Source organism: Moraxella sp. CTOTU47618 (genome assembly GCF_032017425.1).
Classification (GTDB): Bacteria; Pseudomonadota; Gammaproteobacteria; order Pseudomonadales; family Moraxellaceae; genus Faucicola; species Faucicola tetraodonis.
Map to the genome: position 1 here is coordinate 422,354 of NZ_DALZPW010000001.1, position 20,209 is coordinate 442,562.

Here is a 20,209-nt window from a genome sequence, read left to right on the forward strand (position 1 = left end):
TCGACTTGATTGCAGTGCCGCCTTGTTTCAGATATCAACGTTTCAGACATCTATAATAATTTTAGTTTGTCTACACCTAGAAAACCGCTACAATAGCAAGATTTTAATGAAGTTTTGTGGTAAATCGTGCGTGATGAGTGAGAGGTAACATGCAAATATCAAAACAACCTGTGTCAAACGACCAAGCGGCGCTACCAAGCGAAAGCTCAGCAGGCACAAAAAAGTCTTGGGGCGAAGCCATCAAAGCCTATATGGACAAGCGCGCTTGGGTGATGTTGCTATTGGGTTTTTCTTCAGGGTTGCCTTATCTATTGATATTTTCTAGTTTGTCAATTTGGCTCAAAGAAGCAGGGTTTGATATCAAAATTATCACCATGTTTAGTTGGGCGATGCTGGGGTACTCGTTTAAGTTTGTTTGGTCGCCCCTCGTCAATGCCGTGCCGATTCCACTGTTAACCAAAATGCTAGGCCAACGCCGTAGTTGGCTAGTTGTGGCACAAATTGTGGTTGCCTTTGCAATTTTCATGCTTGGTAGTTTTAATCCCACCAGTGATGTTGTACTTGATTACATGGCATTTTTTGCCGTGTTGTTAGGTTTTTCAGCGGCGACACAAGACATTGTGATTGATGCTTATCGCATTGAAATTGCTGAAAAATCTATGCAGCCCGTACTCTCTGGTATGTTTATGGCAGGCTACCGAATCGGTCTGATTGTCGCAGGGGCGGGAGCGCTGTTCTTGGCAGAATATTTTGGCTCGACCAAAGCCACTTACAACTACGCTGCTTGGCAACAAACCTATTATATTATGGCATCCTTGATGCTAATAGGGGTTGTCACCACCCTTTTGATTAAAGAACCCACCGTCACCCGTGAGCAGCATGAACGCCCGATGTCGGATTATTTTCAATTGTTTTTACTATTTTTAATTTCAGTGATTGCGTTGATTGCCAGTTTTATTGTCATCGGTCATGTGCTTCCAGAGACTGAGTCAAAATTTTTGGGCTTTGTTTATGAGAGCATTAAATTTATTGGCGCTGTGGTTATCGCCATTAGCACCGCTTTAGTGTTATTAAAAGCCAAAATCATCAAAAAGCAAGTCGCGGTTGACATGTGGGTCGCACCGATTCAAGACTTTTTCATTCGTTATGGGAAAAAAGCCATATGGCTGATTTTATTGATAGGCTTGTATCGTATTTCAGATATTGTGGCAGGTACGACGTCAAACTTGTTTTATGTTAATTTAGGCTTTAGCAAAACCGATATCGCCTTGGCGGTCAAAACCTTTGGGATGGGGATGTCAATTGTGGGTGGTATTCTAGGCGGCTTGCTTGCCGAGCGTTTTAAAATCATGAACGCTATGTTGATTGGTGCTATTTTAGCGTCAGCCAGTAATTTATTGTTTGTGATTTTAGCGGGCAAGGGACATGATTTTTTTTACATGTACTCAGCGGTAATGTTTGATAATCTCGCATCCGGTCTAGCAAGTGCTATTTTCGTCGCCTTTTTATCGGTATTGACCAATATTCGCTTTAGCATGGTACAGTATGCACTGCTTAGTTCATTGATGACGTTAACACCAAAGATTTTAGGTGGCTACTCAGGTGCGATGGTAGAAACCATGGGGTATCCTGCTTTTTTCACCTTTACTGCACTGATTGGCATTCCTGTGCTGTTGTTGATTTATATGGTAGATAAGCATGTGATGAGCCAAGATGCGACAAGAGGCGATAACATTACCCATGAATAACCAAGCATCATTCTACACCATTCAATCATTGTTGGCTGTACCAAGCCCGGTTGAAAAACACATCCGCAAACAGTTGCTGGGTGAATATCTTCATGTAGGGCAAACTTATCTTATTACCCATGATAGCGAAATGGTAACTGCAGCAATAGCCACTCAATATTTTGCTGCGCTTGATGAGTTGATGGCCGGTAAACCATTCGCTTATGTACTAGGTAAACAAAGTTTTTGGCAGCATGAGTTTTTAGTCAACCAGCATACTTTAATACCGCGTCCTGATACCGAACGGTTGATAGAAGCAGTGCTTAATCACCATAAAAATAGCCTAAGCAAATCAATGAATATTTTAGATTTAGGCACTGGGTCAGGTTGTATTGCCATCACGCTGGCAGAGGAATTTAGAAATTCATCCGTTAAAGCAGTAGATAAATCGCTTGATGCACTGAAGGTGGCAGCACAAAATGCGAAGAGAATAGGGGTTAGTAATATCGCGTTTTTTGAAGGCAGTTGGTATGAACCCTTTATGACAGCCCATGGAGATGAAAGCAATAAATTTGATATCATCGTATCTAATCCGCCTTATATCGATCCTAACGATCCCCACTTGGCAGGCTTAACCGATGAACCCATTAGCGCGCTAATCGCGGATAATAAGGGTATGGCGGATATCTGTCATATTGTCAAAACTGCGCCACAATTTTTACAGCCTCATGGGTTATTAGCAATTGAACATGGGTATGATCAGGGCGAACAGGTTAGGGACGTATTTTTGTCAAATGGCTTTGGCGATGTAATCACCGTCAAAGACTATGGGCACAATGACCGAGTAACGCTGGGTGTACTAAATTAGTGTACTAAATTAATGGGCTAAAATAGCCTAAGTAAATATGTGAAATTTAACTAGTATGTCAAAACAAACAGAATTAACCGATGCAGAAATGCTACGCTATGCCCGCCAAATATTGCTAGAAGGGTGGGATATAGAAGCACAAACGCGGCTAAAAAATAGCTGTTCAATTATTATAGGCATGGGCGGGCTAGGTTGCCCACTTGCAGAGACCTTGTGCCGTGCTGGCATTGGCAAGCTACTGATTATTGACGATGATACGATTGATGAGAGCAATCTGCAGCGGCAGTCGTTATTTACCCCTCACGACATCGGTCAATCTAAAGCGCTGGTAGCCAAAGCTAAATTAAATCAAATTAATGCATTTTGTGATGTTATCGCCATACAAGCACGTTTAACAGCCGATAATTATCAACAAATGGTTGAACAAGCGAAAATAAATAGCCTAAGCAAATTAATCTGTGATTGCACAGATAACTTCAAAGCACGAGACCTCATTAATACCATCGCTGTCAAGTCAAATTTGTCATTATTATCAGCCTCCGCCATTGCGCAAACAGGGCAACTGGCATTATTTACGCCGCAGCAAGGTTGCTATCATTGCTTATTTCAAGGGGTAGGGGATGATGAGCGAAATTGTGCCACTAGCGGCGTGCTTGCCAGTACCACCCAAATCATCGGCAACCTTCAGGCCCAAGCGGCTTTAAGTTTTTTGGGACTGGGCATCAATCCTATAGCGCAAACGTTATTGCTATGGAACGGCAAAACCATGAATCTTAAAAAACTTCACTATCGTAAAGACGCTAACTGCGAGATTTGTAGCCAACCATCCGCTATCACAGACGTAATGTAAACTAGAGTCAATCATGCAAAAAAATCACTTTTTGAAAAAATCCTTAAATGTCATTCAGCGGGTCGGGAAGACGGCAACCGTGGCTGGCAAAGCAGGGCTGCGTATCGCCCAAGGTGAAAAAATGACCCCAACGCTGCTGCGTCAAAGCTTTGAAGAGTTGGGTGCTACCTATATCAAAATCGGTCAGTTTATTGCCAGTACCCCGTCCATCTTTCCCCGAGAATATGTGACAGTATTTCAAGGCTGTCTGGATCAAACCACGCCCATGCCTTATAGCTATATTGAAGGCGTCTTAAGAGAGGAACTGGAAAAAGATGGGCAGACATTGGAAGATATTTTTCAAAGTATTGAGGTCAAACCGTTAGCGTCTGCATCCATCGCCCAAGTTCACAGTGCTATTTTAAAAAATGGCGATAATGTGGTGTTAAAAGTGCAAAAACCTGAAGTAGATACCATTATTCAAACCGATTTAGGCATGATGGTTGGGTTGACTAAACTGATTGATAGTATCGCACCGTCGCTAAAATTTGCCAGTATTTCACCCATTATTGATGAAATCCGTTTGCGCATGGCAGCAGAAACAGACTTCTTACAAGAAGCCAAAAACATTGATGATTTCCAAGATTTTTTAAAAAAAACCGATAATCATAAAGTAGTCGCGCCCGATGTTTATCATGATATCAGTACCAAAAAAGTACTTGTCATGACCCGGTTCTTTGGGGTGTCGATGATTGATGATGCCGCCATGCGTCAATACTGCAAATACCCAGCACAGGTGATGACAGATACTTTAAATACGTGGTTTTCTAGCTTGATGCTGTGCAATAGTTTTCATGCTGATTTGCACGCAGGTAATTTGATGTTGTTGACTGATGGTCGTATTGGCTTTATTGATTTTGGGATTGTCGGTAAACTTGAACCCAAAGCCTGGCAAGCCAGTATGGGCATGATGGATAGTTTTGCTAAAGAAGACTATCGCGGCATGGCGCATTATATGGTTGAAATGGATATGACCCATGCGCGAGAGCAAGTCAATGTCGATGTCCTTGCCCAAGATCTTGAATCAGTGATGAAAAAAATTTTGGCGGAAGATAGTTTGTTTATGGGAAAAACCATTGACCAAACCATGCCAAACCGATTAAAAGATCATACTGATGAAATCAATCAAATGTTGCTTGAAATGGTGGAAGTCGGTAAACGCCATGGCATTCACTTCCCAAGAGATTTTGCGCTACTGACCAAGCAACTGTTATATTTTGACCGTTTTATGAAAGTACTCGCCCCTGAGATGGATATGTTTCATGATGCGCGGATTAAAATGGCATAAACACGCGATGAATTAATCCTCTTTACGCTGTAGCCATGTTCTAAGCCAAGTTAAAATCGCTTGGTGGTGTTTGATACATAGGCTCAGCGCCTTTAAGTCTGCTTTTAGGGTTTTTTGTTCGCGCTGTAGGCTTTCTAACATCAGCTGAACCACCAACTCTGTCACCAGGTCTGAGATATCATCAATATTGCGCTGACTGAGCTCTTTAAAAAACCGCGCCCAATGCTTAATAAGTTTGTTTTGCTGATCTGATGTCAAGCCCGCCAGTATAAAATGCGCTTTGGCATTGATTCGATCGTAAGTTGACCATTTTGGTTCATCAAACCCCTGCAATCTTGACTGAATGGTTTGAATCCAAGTAATCAACTTCAATAATTCTTCATCGGCAATGGCTTGCCAAGTTAGGCAGCAGCTTTCATCATAGTTTTTGCAGGGCGCATTCATCGCATCCGTGATGACATCCGCGATAACACCAGCGATAACATCAGTGCCGCCAGTTGAATTTTCATCTAATCGAATCGGGGCTGTCGGTTTGGTAGATGGGTGTTTCGGTTTAAAAACGTTAGCCGCTTCGCTGCGCTGATAAATATCGCGAATGACAGATTGGCTGATGCGGTTTTTTTCCAAACTGCCTAATAGCTCTGGTTGAAACAAAAAACACAGCTGCAAATGTAGTTGTACCGTCAATTCGCTATCAAAATTGAGTAGGGCATCTTGCGCTTGCCGTGCTTGGTTTTTTCGCCCCAATCCCATTTTGTTTTTGATGTCTTCACGCAGCAACCAGCCATAACTGCCTTTTGGCAGTTTTTGGGTCAGCGCAGAGAGTTGCTGCAAAATCTTGCTGCGGTTTTCAGGGGTATTGGTAGGATATTGACGCGTCAGACTTGAGTACAAATACGCTGATAGGGGAACCGCTTGGGCGATTTGTTGCTGCATCGCTAACAAACCATGCGCTTTGACATAGCTATCAGGGTCATGATTATCTGGCAGTGTCAAAAAGTGTAATTCCTTGCCATCAGTGAGCGCAGGCAATCCCACTTCCATGGCACGCCAAGCGGCTTTTTGTCCTGCACTATCGCCATCAAAACTTAAAGTAAGTCTGGGATTAAATTGCAGTAATCTTTCGATTTGTGATTGCGCCAGCGCTGTTCCCATGGAGGCAACTGCACCATACACGCCCGCTTGATGAAGGCTTATGACATCCATATAACCTTCAACCACCAGCCAGTCTTTGGCTTTGGCTTTGCGACCTTCAAAAAGACCATACAACACGGCTTGTTTATGAAATACAGGTGAATCTGAAGAATTGATATACTTGGGCTGCTCATCATCCGACATGGTGCGACCGGCAAAGCCGATCACCCGCCCTTGTTGGTCGCGGATGGGAAAAATCACCCGATTGCGCAGCAAATCAAAATCACGCCCATTTTGCGAAGTGCGCACCAATCCTAAGATTTTTAAACCTTCAATGTCTTGAGGGAAGGCTTCTTCAAGATGTTGCCAACCGTTTGGGGCAAAACCCAAGGCAAATTCTTCGATAGTGTGCGGCGTCAGACCACGTTTGAGCAAATAATGTTGGGCAAAGCTATTTTGCTGTAATTGGTGCTGATAAAACTGGCAGATTTGGGTCAATAAGTCGTATAAACTCGATGAACTATCCTGCACGCTGTTATTGCCCATGTCATCAAAGGGTGAAAATCCGCCAACGCTTGCATCATCATACTCGCCAAAAGGGATAAAGCTTGCATCTAAGTTATCAGACGTTTGAAAGTCATCAAAAGCGTCTATCCACAAAGCCTCTGTATTGGTAATAGCCGGACGCTCGGCAACATCTGAGTCAAAGAGGGTTTGAGCGGGACTTTGGGCTAAATTTTGATGCAATGATGCCCTTGCTTGCGATACAGCAGGTTTAGGTGGAACGGGTGTTTTTTTATAGGTATGTGATTTATTAACAGGTTCTTTGGGCAGCTCAATCCCTGTTTGACGGGACAATTCTTTGAGCGCTTCACCCGCAGTGAGGTTTTCATACTCTTTTAAAAAGGTGAGCGCATTGCCAGCGACACCACAGCCAAAACAGTTATATAACCCTTTTTGCGGATTGACAAAAAATGAGGGCGTTTTTTCGCCATGAAAAGGGCAACAGCCTTTGAATTCATTGCCCGAACGTTTGAGCTCCACATGCTTGCCAATAATCTTGACGATATCAGCATTGGCAATGATTTGATCAATGATGGCATTGTTACTCATGGTAAAAAGCGCATTTCCAGTTAAAAATTAGCTGATTGAAAAAAAATAGCTAGGATAAACCTAGCTAATGTTAACGGGGTTTATAGATTATTTGACTTGACTGGTATTGTCAGGTGGCAGACCCAAACCAATTGTGGTATCACGTGGTCTTGTCGGTGTTTCATCATTTGCCGTGGTTGCCGTGGTAGCCGGACTTGGCAAGCGCATTGCCGCAGCTTGCTGAATTGAGGTCTGAATCACTTGTGGCTTGGTGTTACCTGAGTATTGCCCCGACTGCTGGGCTAACCCTTGAACAGCAGCATTTTTTGAACTTTGACCGAGCACGCCCAATGTGGCTTTATTTAACCAGTTTGAACCGGTACGGCTATTATCAAGTTTGACGTTGCCACGCGCATCAATCAGACCAGGATAGTTGATACGAAGTAGTTGTTTATATTGATTGGCGGTATCGGTCATTCCCAGTTTGTCGTAGCTATAGGCGATGGTTGCAATAGACTCTGGAATCGCCTCGCTTTGGGGGTAGTACTGAAACACCCATTTAGCACGGTTGGCGGCTGCCACATAGGCTTTACGTTTAATATACCAGCGCGCTACATCCATCTCACTTTCTGACAATTGGTTATAGATATAACGCATACGTAGCGCAGCGTCTGGGGCATAGGCACTGTTTGGGAAGCGATTAATCAGTTGCTGAAAGTTATTAAAGGCAATACGCGAATAGCCCATATCACGGTGTGCAGGATTGAGCTTGGTGTATTTCATCACGCCGCCTGATGCCGCCTGCATATTTGAGATACCGCGAACATAGTACGCGTAGTCAACTTGCGGGTTGGATGGGTAAGACTGGATAAAACGATCAGCACTGGCAATCGCATCCAAATAGTCACCATGTTGGTACTGAGCATACATCAAGTCAAGTAACGCTTGCTCGCTGTAATCACCCACAGGATAGAAAGTCCGTAAATCGTTCAACTGGCTAATTGCTTTAGCAAGGTTGCCTTTTTTGATGTTGTCAGACGCTGCTTGGTAATAGCCTTGCTCGCTTTTTTCAGCTTTGGTCGCGACGACTTCGTCTTTGCCGCCCAACAATTTTGAATTTTTTAGCGTTTGACAGCCAGATAAAGTGGTCAAAGCCAGCGTAATTGCGGTGACACCCACAACTTTGGAAAGATGATGCATACGAACCTCAAATCTATTGCAAAAATATTTGCCCATCATAATACTTATTGTTCAAAACTGAATGCAAAATATTGTATTAAAAATTTCACTAAGTCTATCACGAAACGTTATACTTTGTGACCTATCCGCGCATATTAATTTTGAAAATCCCTATACCCTAAGTCTGAAATATTTATGACCACGCCAATCGCCTCAAATCCGAACAACTCAAATCCAATCGAATCAAACATTGAATCTATGAATGAATCTATGACTCAAAACAATACCAATCAACTCGAAGAAGAATGGGAAAATCCGTCACAACACCCAAGCGATCAAAATCTGCAGACTCATGACGCTGGTAGTCATCAAATTATCCAAAATTATACAGTCAACTCTGATCAAATAGGGGAGCGTATTGATAAAATTGCTGCCTTGGTGTTTAGCGATTATTCGCGTGAGCAAATCAAAAATTGGCTTGAGTCAGGCGAACTAACCGTAAACGGCGCAGCGCAAAAACCCAAATATCGCCTTAAGCCCAACGATGTGCTGATGCTTAAAGCGAGTTTGACCGCTCAACAGCAAGATTTGCCCGAGAATATCCCACTTGATATCTTGTATGAAGATGAGGCGGTGCTGGTCGTCAATAAGCCAGTAGGTTTGGTCGTCCATCCTGGCGCAGGTAATGGGTCGGGTACGCTAGTCAACGCGCTACTTTTTCATTATCCTGACAGCCGCACGCTACCTAGAGCAGGATTGGTACATCGCATCGATAAAGAAACATCGGGTTTAATGGTGATTGCTAAAGACAGTCAAAGCCAGCTGCATCTAATTAATCAGCTTAAAGACAAATCCGTGTACCGGCTTTACCAAGCGATTGTGTTGGCGTCGGCGGCTGAGCTTGCCCGCCATCGCACCATTGATGCACCCATTGGTCGCCATCCGACCCAGCGCACCAAAATGGCGGTGGTGGGTAGTGGCAAACCCGCTGTCACCCATCTTGAGAAAATCACAGCGATAAGCGAGGCTGTCTCATTGGTCAGCGTCCGACTGGAAACAGGGCGCACCCACCAAATCCGTGTACACTTATCAAATTTGGGTTTTCCATTGCTCGGAGATCCGCTATATGGCGCTGCTCGTAAAAATGCGATATTGTTAAAAACCTTGGATGACGACCAAAAACATGTCGTACAACAGTTCCAGCGTCAGGCGCTGCATGCGTATGAGCTTGGCTTTATCCACCCAAAAACAGGCGAGCCTATTAAAGTGCAAGCGCCATTACCCGATGATATGCAACAGCTACTTGAACATTTACAGTCAATATAAAGACATGGTAGATATATCACATGAATATCTGGTTTAAATATGCCATCACTGCATTAATGGTGGTATTGGTTTCAGAGTTTGCAAAACGCAGTGACAAGCTAGGAGGATTTATAGCCGCGTTGCCATTGGTGACGATTTTGACCTTGGTTTGGCTGTATCTTGAACATCAATCCACCGAAAAAATCGCCAATCACGCCTATTACACATTTTGGTATGTGATACCCACCTTGCCGATGTTTTTAATTTTTCCATATTTGCTGCCAAAAGTTGGTTTTTGGGCGGATTTGGGCATTTGTATCGTAGTGACGGTTATGATCTTTTGGTTATTGGCCAGACTACTAAGCAACTTTGGTATTCAATTATTGTAGAAAAGCCAAAATTAGACCATTTTTTCCGTTAAATATTTCCAATAGCGTTTTGGCAAATACTGAATATGCAGCTTGCGATTCAACCGCTCTTTGATGGTCACGTGGGTAAAATATTTTTGCCAAAGCGTTTGGTATTGTTGTTCTGCCTTGCTATAAAACTGCTGCGGATGCAGTAGTGCTTCATCATCTACATCGCAGATGATATGGACTTGTTCGCTAGGATCATCGTGAGCATAATAAATACCAAACCCGCGTTTGACATCATAAATCGCCCAAGTCTGATCGGCATAGCGTTCTTTAAAATGCTGATGCAAAATGGGTAATACATTAAAATCAGGCTCAACGCGCGCAAAATATACCGATTTGTCGGTGTCCGGCATTTGCATTTGTTCAAATCGCACAAACGCCTGCATACGGTGGCGCTCACGCCCAACCATTTTGATAAGCTTGCTCACTGCCATCACATCCGCATGGGTATAATTCTCCCACACATCAAGGTTGGGATTAGACAATTGAAACCGTACCACCCCAAACAGATGACTATACACCGTAGGCGATTCTGATAAAAAGCCCCATAGCAGTTGCCGCATACCGTTTTTGCCAAATTTGCCAAAGACGCGCGCTAATTTATCACTCACCCGTAAGGTTTTGGCTTCATCGGTCGCAACGGTGACAGTGGCTTGCCAAAAATTGGGCACCACTTCATGCTCAGCTTGAATGGTCACAATCGGGGTGTGCTGCCAACCGTTCTCATAGATGGTGAACACACACGTGAGCCACCCTTCAAAGCTGCCATCAAAGATTAAAATGGGGGTCTCAGCCGTCACTAAATCCATAAATGATTGACCTTTTGCACAGTGGACTTTAAAACCTTAATTTTAAAAGATTGATTTTAAAAAATTAATTCTAAAATAATAATGCTAAAACAACGCCAATTGACCATGCCGTTCGGCCTTGAATTTGGTTTGGGTCTGCGCCAGCACATAATCGCGAAAATTATCCTGCGTTAAATGACTTAAATGCTCATTGCGACCTTTGAGCGCGATAAAGTATTTGGCACGGTTTACGGCAGCGCCCATTTGCTTGAGATGATCAAGCGTCAAAGTCGAAAATTTTCGTGCCTGAACAATTTTTTTGGCGGTTCGGGTGCCAATACCAGGAATACGCACAATCATTTTGTAGGGCGCGGTTTGGATATTGACGGGAAAATGTGACTTATTACGAATCGCCCAAGCCAATTTGGGGTCACAGTCCAAATCCAAGAACGGGTGGTCATCGGGTAGAATTTCTTCTGCTTCAAATCCATAAAAACGCATGAGCCAATCCGCTTGGTACAAGCGATTTTCTCGCACCATCGGCACAGGGGTACCCATGGCGGGCAAGCGATTGTCACTGAGCATAGGCACATACCCTGAATAGTACACCCGTTTTAGATCGTATTCTTGATAAAAATGGCTCGATAAACGGATGATTTGTAAATCGGTCTCTTGCGCTGCGCCCACAATCAGCTGGGTACTTTGACCCGCTGGGGTAAATTTTGGGGTATGTTTGTGTTGCTTTTTACTGTCTTTAAACACCACGATTTGTTCTTGCACCACTTTCATTGGCGCTTTCATATCGTCATGGTTTTTTTCAGGGGCGAGCAATGCCAAGCCAGATTTGGTGGGGATTTCCATATTGACGCTTAAGCGATCGGCATACAACCCTGCTTCCTGCATCAACTCAGCAGACGCACCCGGAATGGTTTTTAGATGAATATAGCCATTGAATTTGTGCGCAAGGCGCAGGGTTTTGGCGACACGAACCAATCGCTCCATGGTATAGTCGGGCGATTTAAAAATCCCTGAACTTAAAAACAAGCCTTCAATATAGTTGCGCCGATAAAACTGCATGGTCAAATCAATCACTTCTTCAACAGTAAATGCTGCGCGCGGCGTATCGTGACTGCGCCTTGAGGTACAATACGCGCAGTCGTAGATACAATGATTGGTGAATAATATTTTTAATAGGGAAACACAGCGGCCATCTTCGGTATAGCTATGACAAATACCCGAGTTAGCCGTGCCGAGTCCTTTGTTATGATTGTCACGTTTGCTGCCACTCGATGAACAGGAAACATCATATTTGGCAGCATCGGCTAAGATGGATAATTTGTCTTGCAATCTTTCATAATTCATCGCGTAAACCTTGCATATCTCATATATCAGCGGATAAAAACATAAAAAATAGGTTGCAAAATTAAACTTAAGATGACTATTTTACCTTATAAGCCGCTAAAAATACGGTTAAAAAAAAGCAAGACGACAACATGTGACGTCTTGCTTTTGGTAGATTAACGAATTAGTGGCTATTTAGTGACTATGAATTACGAATTACGAATTACGGATTACGGATTAACGATAATAGCCGGTGCAGTCGTGACAGGCACAGTGGTCATTGTCGCTACCGCAGGCGTTGATGCCGGTAGCAATACCGGGGTTGTCGTGGTAGTAGAAACAACCGTGGCAGGTTTTGACAGGGTTACTGTTGCGCCTGAGCCTGTTTGTAACGTCACTGGGGTGGTGGTATTGACATTCGATGTTGATACTACAGTGGTACTAGGTAGTGTTGTAATAGGGGCTGTTGTTACCACAGGTGCTGTGGTAGTGACGACAGGCGTAGAGGTAGAGGTAGAGACAGTGCGATAGGTCGGCGTGGTGACAATTTGTGTCGGGTAAAATGGCATACCGTCAACGATGGTAAATCCATTGGGGCGAACCATCACTGTATCACTAGTGCCATCGCTATGTTGATTGACAATCGTTGTGGTTTTTGGCGCCACGCGGGTCGTGGTTACTGTTGTTGTTTTTTTGGCGGCGGCTTTAACGGTACGCGCATGACTCGGTGTTGCCACAGCACTCATGGCAATCACCACAACAGTCGCGGCAACGATTTGGGATTTTTTTATAGCAGTCATCATCATGTTGTGTTTCCTCAAAAATACACAGTGGTAAAAAATAAATAGGGGTCAAAAATACACACCGAATTGATGAAATTATTATGCGCATATTGTTGATAGAAATATAAGTTATAAATGTAAATAACACGCAAAATTTGCAATTTATGCGATAGCTGCTGTGAAAAAATGTAACTACATGGGTCAATTAACCCATTGAACAGGACACTTTGATAGGCTTGAATTTTTGCTAATTAAAGCGCTTAGACCAGCAAAAAAATAGGCGTGACGGTTGTTTTATTGGGTTACAAGGTTTATCCTTATCCGTTGACATTGAATATTTGGGCAATGCCACGTTAGCGTAAATTTTTTAGCAGTCAAACTTATCAATTAAATGTAGGAGCTATTCATGTTTTCACATGTAGAACCGTATGCAGGTGACCCGATTTTGGGGTTGATGGACAAGCATAAACAAGACCCACGTGCCGACAAAGTTAATTTGGGTGTGGGTGTATATTTTGATAATGACGGTAAATTACCCGTCCTCAACTGTGTGCAAAAAGCTGAAGCACAAATCGCTAATCCACCAAAACCACGTCCCTACCTGCCAATGGACGGTCTGCCAGGTTATCGCGCTGCTTGCCAAAACCTATTGTTTGGTAAAGATGCACAAGTATTAAAAGATAAGCGTGTGGCAACCACAGCGACCATCGGTGGTTCAGGCGCGCTCAAAGTCGGGGCTGATTTTATTCATGCTTGGTTTCCACAAGCCAAATGCTATGTGTCTGACCCAACGTGGGCGAACCATATCGGTATTTTTGAAGGTTCTGGTTTTGCGGTGGGCAAATATCCCTACTATGATGCAGCGACCAATGGCATCAAATTTGATGAACTGATTGCTTTTTTAAACACCTTGCAAGCCCATGATGTGGTGTTGCTGCATCCTTGTTGTCATAACCCAACGGGCGTTGATTTGACCCAAGCGCAATGGGATCAAGTCCTTGAAGTGGTCAAAGCGAAAAACTTGCTTGCCTTTATGGATATTGCCTATCAAGGCTTTGGTGAAGACATGGATGCAGATGTCTATGCGATTCGCAAAGCAGTGGACATGGGCTTGTTGTTCTTTGTCAGTAACTCATTCTCAAAAAATCTATCGCTGTATGGTGAGCGTGTTGGCGGTTTATCTGTGGTGTGTAAAGACGAAGCACAAGCCAAAGCGGTACAAGGTCAATTGCAGTTCAATATTCGCCGCATTTACTCAAGCCCACCTTCGCATGGCGGTCACGTGGTTGATATCGTGATGAATGACGAAGCGTTATTCAATGAATGGGTACAAGAAGTGTATGTGATGCGCGATCGTATCAAAGAGATGCGCCAAAAACTGCGTGACAGCTTAGAGGCCAAATTACCGGGTCGCAGTTTTGAATATATCACCAAGCAAAACGGTATGTTTAGCTATACCGGTCTCACCCCTGAGCAAGTAGCGCGCATTATCAAAGATTTTGGTATCTATATGGTCGCTAATGGGCGTATCTCAGTTGCTGGTCTAAACGCTAGCAATATCGACTATGTAGCCAATGCCATGGCAGAAGTGTTAAAAGACTAAGCTTTTTAAATGCGCTTATTAAATAAGCCTGTTAAAAAACTAAGATACTTAAACAATCAAAACCCTTAACCGCGTGTTAGGGGTTTTTTATGACTTATGGCTTACGATTTATAAGTGATGGTTTATGACTTATGATTAACGGGGTGGGGGAGTATTTAAGCCCGTTTTGGTAAGATTGTAGAAATATTTTTGACTGTTGTTAATTAAATCGCCACAAAAAACCTTGCTTTTCGTATCGGCTTTTGCTGAGATACCGATTACAATAATTTTTATAAAAATAGGATATCTTTTATGGTCGCCCACAACCCCATACCCAATTTTCAAACCGCAACTGATTCTACGCCGCCATCCATCCCGCAAGCCCTCACCCCGCAGTTTCGAGAAATCGACTACGGCAATAACGTTGCCCAGCGTACCTTGTGCGTTTTGGTGTTGGATTTGTCAGGCTCAATGGCGATACGCTCAGGCAATGGTGACAAACGCCGTATCGATATGCTTAATGAAGGGATTGAGGCGTTTTATCATGATTTGATGAAAGATGAAACAGCCCGCAACCGTGTGCGTTTAGCCATTGTCATTGTGGGCGGGGTCAATGATACCGCAGAGCTGATGATGGATTGGACCGATGCGATTGATTTTTTCCCCATTAAATTTCGTGAAAATGGCATGACGCCGCTCGGGCAAGGTATGTTACTTGCGCTCAATTTGATTGAGCAAGAGCGTATCAATCTACGCGACAACGGTATCAATTATACCCGTCCTTGGGTCATTGCCATGACGGATGGTCTGCCCACCGACAGCCAAGATGTGTGGCAGGCGGCTATCAATCAATGTCACCAAGCCGAGCAAAATAATCAATGTATTATTTATCCGATTGCCATTGATGCGGTCGTGCAAGAAGTTAAGATGCTCAAGCAACTATCGATTTTAACCCCGCCCGTGCATCTCAACTCCGTTAAATTTGTCGAATTTTTTGTGTGGTTGTCCGCGAGTCTTAAAACCGTGTCACAATCTGCGCCTGGAGAAACCGTGCAATTAGGGAGCATCTCACCGTGGGCGACCATTCAAAGTTGATGGTAAAGACAATCACCTGCAACGCTCATGATAATAAAAAACCTAAAAAAAATTGGGGATAATGATGAACCAAACCACGGATTTGTTCGCGCAAACATCGCAATCATCAGTCCAATCATCTTGGGAGGTGTATGGCGCATCCAGTATTGGTAAATCCCATATCGACAGCAACCTGCCCAATCAAGACAGTATCTATTTGCAAAAAACCGAACACGGTATAGCGGCTGTGGTATGTGATGGGGCAGGCTCGGCAAAATTTAGCCAAGCGGGGGCAGCGTTTTTTAGTCAATCAATTGGAAAAATGCTGCTCAGTCTCGGTATTAGTCACAGTGTCAGTAGCAGCGGCATTGCGTTTGATTTGGTGCAAGTCAAACAGCAAATTATCGAGCAATTATCACAAATACGCCTTGACCTGCAGTCACAGCTGACCGCCGAATCAAGCCTAAAAGATTATCACACCACCTTTACCGGGGTATTAATTGATGCTAATCATCAAGCACTATTGGTGCAAATCGGCGATAGTCCTCTCATTACTAGCCAATTTGTTGTCCGCCATCCTCACATTGATTATTTCACCAACTTGCAAGTGTACGGGGATGATAGCAAGAATGAATACGTCAATGAGACACATTTTATCACCCAAGACAATTGGCAACCCTTTTTAAGGGTTGAGCCCATTGATTTATCGCAAGTGGATTGCCTTGCACTGATGTCGGATGGCTGTGCGGACTTGGTATTTGAAGGCGCAAGTGTTACGCCCAAAATTTACCGCCCTTTTTTTGGCAACTTGCTGTTTAATTTAACCCAAAGTCAAAGCTCACAGCAGGGCAGCGCGATTATTGAACAGGCGCTTGGCAACCCTGCGACCTATCGATTAACCGGTGATGATAAATCCTTGGTGGTGTTATTAAAAAATCAACAGCATTATCAAAATCTTGAACCGATGGTTGAGGTACAAAATGAAGCCCTAGCGAATGACACTATAGTGACTGAAATCATAGCGACCGCACCAAACAACCCCACGGTCTGGCATGCCGATGCTGTCAATCATAAAAATCCCCACGCCACTAGCACGCCTGATGATATAGCCTTTAATAACATCAATAACGTAGCGCCTAACCCAAATCCGCATTCTGACAGTGGTGTACATGCTTTTCCTGCAACTCTAGCGGCTACAGCATCACAGGTGTTGCCCCCTTCGCAGTCCGTCAGTGACGCAACTAAACAGCGGCGTAATACTGCTATGATGGCTGGCGCCGCGATGCTCATTGGCACAGGTGTATTGGGCTGGATAAATAAAGATCGCTTGCTGCCCACGCAAACTGTCAACAATGCCAATACTGCGGCATCGGTGGCGAGCACAACGCCCACCTCGGCTATAACGCCCCCACTGACCGCGCACACACTGGATGATTCTTATGTCATTGATTTGAGCAAAGTCGCAGCGGTTACCGATAGTGGCAATCCGAGCGATGATCCCATCCTAAAGGTGATAGTAGCCAGTCCGCAAGGTCAGTCTATCGATGTCATCGAGCAAAACTCCAAACGAACAAGCAGCGCTAAAACTAAAAACGACACTAAAAACGAAAACAAAAATGGTGTGAATCAGCCATTGTTATCCGCCACTATTACCACGGTGGTCGCTAATAAAAACCCATCGGCTGCAACGGTTGCCAGTGGCGCAGCGAGTACAGCGTTGCAAAACCAACATACCGATGCTGCTTTGGCGGCTACTTTGAGCGACTCACAATTTAACAATCATGCTGTCAAACTTGCCGCTAAAGCAAGCTGCTTGCCAGTTACCGATACCCATGATTTGACAAATTTAGGGGTCACCATCCAGCCCACCATGAATTACTACAACTGCCAAATTAGCTTGCCTATCAAATCGATGATAAGCCAAATAGCGGGGTTAAGCAAAAATACGGAAATCTTGGATAGTCTGACGCTCGATAAAGGGTTAGCAGAAATTTTAACTAGCTCTACCAGCCATACAGCAGCTACCGCCTCTACGGGTTTGCCTGCTAGCACGGTCAGCGATTCTAGCGGCAATCAGCAAATACAGCTATACTATTTGGGTATTACTGAGCCAGTAAATCATATGAGTGCTACTGCTAGCACTGAGTTAGCCGCTTTACCCACCTCATCTGCCCATCTGAAGAGATAGTCCATGCCGTATTTAATTGCAAACAATCAGCGTATCACCATTGATTTGCCTATCTCTCATGAGATCGGCTCGGGCGGTATGGGCATTGTCTACCGTCTTGGTAATCTGTTTGGCACGGGCAATTTGGTGGCAAAAATCTTTAAAAATCCCACCGATCCCAAAAACCCCAGCCTTGCCAAACTACAAGCCATGATGGCGCGCCCGCCTGAGCATATTTATGAAGTGATTAATGGGGTAGGGTATACCCAGTTTGCTTGGGTGAGACATCTGATTGTCGGCGAACATGATGAGCTCATTGGCTATGCCATGCCAGAGCTGGACTTTGATAGGTCGTTATCGCTCAATCCTTTTATGTACCCAAGAGAGGCAGCAAAACTGACCGCGTATCAGCAGAGTCTCAATTATCGTGTGCAGCTGTGTGCCAATATTAGCGCCTTGATGGCGGACTTGCATGGTCATGGGCATGCCTTTATTGATTTTAAAGAAGCCAATATACGTCTGATGCCAGAGCCAAGCACGGGCATGGATGATGATTATAAAGGCTTTATCGTTGGGTTTATCGACTGTGATAGCTATCGTATTACTGGCAGTGATGGCAGCGTTTATCCAAGTCCTGTAATCTCACCTGAAATGACCAGTCCTGAATACCATGAACACAAAGATATTGGTTTGTTGGATGAAAAACACGACCGTTTTGTACTGGCGATTGAGCTGTTTAAAATTTTAAACAATGGTATTCATCCTTTTTATTTTATCCCTGTGTCAGACCGATTAAAAAATGCTGCCCATCGCAATACCGACCAATTCATCAAAGAGCGGCTATATGCTTATGGCTTGCAGCCACAGCCAGAGATTGCACCGCTAAAAAATAGCATTCATGTGTGTTGGGATGACCAAACCCGTGCAATGTTTGATAAAGCGTTTTTATCGACCAATCCAACTGATCGCCCAAGCGCCGCCGAGTGGGAAAACCATCTACGCGGATTGGTTCAACACCGCCAGTTTAAAGTGTGTGAAAATTATCCCAATGACGCCAGTCACATTCATTTTGTTGGTAAACCTTGTCATCGCTGTCTGTTTTTAACCGTACCCAATAACCCGTTAACCACGCCCGTCACACCTGTACCCGCAATCAGCGCTGTAGCGACAACCAGCGTCTGGCAGACCACGCCCACCCATGCTTCTGTAGCTTCTACTGCTGCAAATCACCCAAATCAGCAGCCAAGCACGGCTTTGACCGGTTTGATGGATGATGAAACATTGGCAACTAATCGTCGGCTTGAGCAATCGCTCAATACTCAGGCTAACAGTCAAAGGGGCACACCGAGCCAACCCATCAATATAGTCAATGCAAATGTAGTCAATGCAGGAAATGCAGTCGATGACGCGACCCTAACACCGGCGACTCATTCAATGGCGATGATAGATACGATGCTAGATACAATGGCAGATGCGATAACAGCACCCGCGCATCACACTGATATTACAGAGGCGACACCCACTACGCCACCGCATACCAATGCCACCGGTGAGGTATCTGTCAAAAATCCCTCTAAAGGGTGGTTGATAGCGATGATTGCTGCCCTAGTGGCAATCGGTGGCTATGGCGTATCAAGGTTAAAATCCGCCTCAACACCCATAACATCACAATCCGCCACTAACAATCAGTCCGATAATACCAAAGCGGCAAGTACCGATGACAATCCACAAAAAAAACCAAAAAGCCAAAATAGTTACACTACCATCATCAAATCGCTGCCAACAGCAAAAGCCACTATGACGCAAGCGCTTAAAGAGCAAAATGGCTTTTTTTCTTCTTCGTCGCAAACTAGCGTAGCCAAGCTGTATCAAGATACGCTCGGTATTAGCCCGGAGTTTTTTGATAACGTAGTCAAGGTGGGTGAGTTTGCCGAGCCATCGCTCAAACAATTGCAAGAGCTGGGTTACAGTCAAGATATCAATGCGACAAAGCAATACTCGCTTGAAGCCTTTCGCAACGCGGATATGGGCTATTTTAAACAGCAGCCGATAAATAAAACGCTCGCCAAACAACTCAATGAAGCGGCAAAAAACTATTACTGGCGCAAAAAAGACCCAAAAGCCGCCGCTTATCTTCAAGCGCAAGCAGTGAAATACAATCCCAACCAAGGCGAATATGTCGCTAATTTCGCTTATTATTTATTTAAAAATAACTATCCTTATAGCAAATCTTTTTTGCTTTATGCGCTACAAACGCCGCGTGATAGCAGCAAATACCCCAATACTTATATGATTGAATTGGCAGCGGCAATGGCACTGCAAGTGGGTGATGACAAAGGCGCAGTGGGGTCGTTATTGGCACAGTTTTATACCACGGACGATCAACAAAAACGTTGCCAAAACATGTTAAATTATCCGCAAACCTATCCAGAACTGGTACCCATCGCCGAGAAAGTATTAGCCATTATCGACCAGCAAAACAGCAGCGGCGCCAATCCTGTACCTGCTGAGTGCTTGCCGCCATACAACTGGGTCGTTGGATCGTCAAATTAGTTTATCAAATTGAAAATATGAAAA

Annotated in this window: 15 protein-coding genes; 10 read left to right on the forward strand and 5 right to left on the reverse strand. The window is 44.1% G+C overall.

Features of this window, described 5'->3' with window-relative positions; genetic code table 11:
• The first annotated feature begins 149 nt into the window (after positions 1-149).
• The 4 genes from RTS09_RS01880 to RTS09_RS01895 are packed head-to-tail and all read left to right on the forward strand — an operon-like array spanning position 150 to position 4,772.
• Positions 150-1,748 carry an AmpG family muropeptide MFS transporter gene (locus RTS09_RS01880; protein WP_312533741.1) on the forward strand — a complete coding sequence of 533 codons (1,599 nt, stop codon included), beginning with the start codon at positions 150-152 and terminating at the stop codon, positions 1,746-1,748.
• Positions 1,741-2,595, forward strand: coding sequence for a peptide chain release factor N(5)-glutamine methyltransferase (prmC, locus tag RTS09_RS01885; protein ID WP_312533744.1), 855 nt, complete (start codon positions 1,741-1,743; stop codon positions 2,593-2,595). The genes RTS09_RS01880 and prmC overlap by 8 nt, the downstream gene beginning before the upstream one ends.
• 55 nt (positions 2,596-2,650) lie before the next feature.
• Complete coding sequence (locus tag RTS09_RS01890; RefSeq protein ID WP_312533747.1) at positions 2,651-3,445, forward strand: HesA/MoeB/ThiF family protein; 795 nt, start codon at positions 2,651-2,653, stop codon at positions 3,443-3,445.
• 13 nt (positions 3,446-3,458) lie between these two features.
• The gene (locus tag RTS09_RS01895; protein ID WP_312533749.1) at positions 3,459-4,772 is read left to right on the forward strand and encodes an ABC1 kinase family protein; all 1,314 of its coding nucleotides are present in this window, start codon (positions 3,459-3,461) and stop codon (positions 4,770-4,772) included.
• A gap of 12 nt (positions 4,773-4,784) precedes the next feature.
• Here RTS09_RS01895 and RTS09_RS01900 read toward each other — a convergent pair whose 3' ends face one another.
• Both RTS09_RS01900 and RTS09_RS01905 read right to left on the reverse strand, forming a co-directional pair.
• Positions 4,785-7,019: a DNA primase gene (locus tag RTS09_RS01900; RefSeq protein ID WP_312533752.1), complete on the reverse strand. Its 2,235-nt coding sequence runs from the start codon at positions 7,017-7,019 to the stop codon at positions 4,785-4,787.
• 87 nt (positions 7,020-7,106) lie between these two features.
• Entirely contained in the window at positions 7,107-8,198 is a 1,092-nt protein-coding gene (locus tag RTS09_RS01905; RefSeq protein WP_312533754.1) for an outer membrane protein assembly factor BamD, read from the reverse strand.
• 249 nt (positions 8,199-8,447) lie between these two features.
• On the opposite strand from RTS09_RS01905, the gene RTS09_RS01910 reads away from it, so the two are divergent.
• Both RTS09_RS01910 and RTS09_RS01915 read left to right on the forward strand, forming a co-directional pair.
• Positions 8,448-9,503: an RluA family pseudouridine synthase gene (locus tag RTS09_RS01910; protein ID WP_312533756.1), complete on the forward strand. Its 1,056-nt coding sequence runs from the start codon at positions 8,448-8,450 to the stop codon at positions 9,501-9,503.
• A gap of 20 nt (positions 9,504-9,523) precedes the next feature.
• The gene (locus tag RTS09_RS01915) at positions 9,524-9,871 is read left to right on the forward strand and encodes a DUF3147 family protein (RefSeq protein ID WP_062330541.1); all 348 of its coding nucleotides are present in this window, start codon (positions 9,524-9,526) and stop codon (positions 9,869-9,871) included.
• An 11-nt stretch (positions 9,872-9,882) separates the two neighbouring features.
• Here RTS09_RS01915 and RTS09_RS01920 read toward each other — a convergent pair whose 3' ends face one another.
• The 3 genes from RTS09_RS01920 to RTS09_RS01930 form a co-directional block, all read right to left on the reverse strand.
• Positions 9,883-10,707 (reverse strand): TIGR03915 family putative DNA repair protein, encoded by an 825-nt coding sequence (locus tag RTS09_RS01920; RefSeq protein ID WP_312533758.1) that lies wholly within the window; start codon positions 10,705-10,707, stop codon positions 9,883-9,885.
• An 84-nt stretch (positions 10,708-10,791) separates the two neighbouring features.
• A complete protein-coding gene (locus RTS09_RS01925) occupies positions 10,792-12,048 on the reverse strand; it encodes a putative DNA modification/repair radical SAM protein (protein ID WP_312533760.1) in 1,257 nt (418 codons plus the stop codon).
• A 209-nt stretch (positions 12,049-12,257) separates the two neighbouring features.
• On the reverse strand, positions 12,258-12,833 hold the full coding sequence (locus RTS09_RS01930; RefSeq protein WP_312533762.1) for a hypothetical protein: 576 nt from the start codon (positions 12,831-12,833) through the stop codon (positions 12,258-12,260).
• Between the two features lie 382 nt (positions 12,834-13,215).
• On the opposite strand from RTS09_RS01930, the gene RTS09_RS01935 reads away from it, so the two are divergent.
• The 4 genes from RTS09_RS01935 to RTS09_RS01950 all read left to right on the forward strand — a co-directional run bounded on the left by RTS09_RS01935 (position 13,216) and on the right by RTS09_RS01950 (position 20,185).
• Complete coding sequence (locus RTS09_RS01935) at positions 13,216-14,412, forward strand: amino acid aminotransferase (RefSeq protein ID WP_160001820.1); 1,197 nt, start codon at positions 13,216-13,218, stop codon at positions 14,410-14,412.
• A 291-nt stretch (positions 14,413-14,703) separates the two neighbouring features.
• Positions 14,704-15,486, forward strand: a complete 783-nt coding sequence (locus RTS09_RS01940; protein ID WP_312533768.1) for a vWA domain-containing protein — start codon at positions 14,704-14,706, stop codon at positions 15,484-15,486.
• Between the two features lie 64 nt (positions 15,487-15,550).
• A complete protein-coding gene (locus RTS09_RS01945) occupies positions 15,551-17,653 on the forward strand; it encodes a PP2C family serine/threonine-protein phosphatase (RefSeq protein ID WP_312533771.1) in 2,103 nt (700 codons plus the stop codon).
• A 3-nt stretch (positions 17,654-17,656) separates the two neighbouring features.
• A complete protein-coding gene (locus RTS09_RS01950) occupies positions 17,657-20,185 on the forward strand; it encodes a hypothetical protein (RefSeq protein ID WP_312533774.1) in 2,529 nt (842 codons plus the stop codon).
• Positions 20,186-20,209: the final 24 nt, after the last annotated feature.

What these genes read in the sequence shown, in the direction of transcription:
- RTS09_RS01925 (WP_312533760.1), bottom strand. Translation starts at nt 12,048, where the DNA reads ATGAATTATGAAAGATTGCAAGACAAATTATCCATCTTAGCCGATGCT.
- RTS09_RS01940 (WP_312533768.1), top strand. Translation starts at nt 14,704, where the DNA reads ATGGTCGCCCACAACCCCATACCCAATTTTCAAACCGCAACTGATTCT.
- RTS09_RS01890 (WP_312533747.1), top strand. Translation starts at nt 2,651, where the DNA reads ATGTCAAAACAAACAGAATTAACCGATGCAGAAATGCTACGCTATGCC.
- RTS09_RS01880 (WP_312533741.1), top strand. Translation starts at nt 150, where the DNA reads ATGCAAATATCAAAACAACCTGTGTCAAACGACCAAGCGGCGCTACCA.
- RTS09_RS01910 (WP_312533756.1), top strand. Translation starts at nt 8,448, where the DNA reads ATGACTCAAAACAATACCAATCAACTCGAAGAAGAATGGGAAAATCCG.
- RTS09_RS01900 (WP_312533752.1), bottom strand. Translation starts at nt 7,019, where the DNA reads ATGAGTAACAATGCCATCATTGATCAAATCATTGCCAATGCTGATATC.
- RTS09_RS01920 (WP_312533758.1), bottom strand. Translation starts at nt 10,707, where the DNA reads ATGGATTTAGTGACGGCTGAGACCCCCATTTTAATCTTTGATGGCAGC.
- RTS09_RS01905 (WP_312533754.1), bottom strand. Translation starts at nt 8,198, where the DNA reads ATGCATCATCTTTCCAAAGTTGTGGGTGTCACCGCAATTACGCTGGCT.
- RTS09_RS01945 (WP_312533771.1), top strand. Translation starts at nt 15,551, where the DNA reads ATGAACCAAACCACGGATTTGTTCGCGCAAACATCGCAATCATCAGTC.
- RTS09_RS01950 (WP_312533774.1), top strand. Translation starts at nt 17,657, where the DNA reads ATGCCGTATTTAATTGCAAACAATCAGCGTATCACCATTGATTTGCCT.
- RTS09_RS01935 (WP_160001820.1), top strand. Translation starts at nt 13,216, where the DNA reads ATGTTTTCACATGTAGAACCGTATGCAGGTGACCCGATTTTGGGGTTG.
- RTS09_RS01930 (WP_312533762.1), bottom strand. Translation starts at nt 12,833, where the DNA reads ATGATGATGACTGCTATAAAAAAATCCCAAATCGTTGCCGCGACTGTT.
- prmC (WP_312533744.1), top strand. Translation starts at nt 1,741, where the DNA reads ATGAATAACCAAGCATCATTCTACACCATTCAATCATTGTTGGCTGTA.
- RTS09_RS01915 (WP_062330541.1), top strand. Translation starts at nt 9,524, where the DNA reads ATGAATATCTGGTTTAAATATGCCATCACTGCATTAATGGTGGTATTG.
- RTS09_RS01895 (WP_312533749.1), top strand. Translation starts at nt 3,459, where the DNA reads ATGCAAAAAAATCACTTTTTGAAAAAATCCTTAAATGTCATTCAGCGG.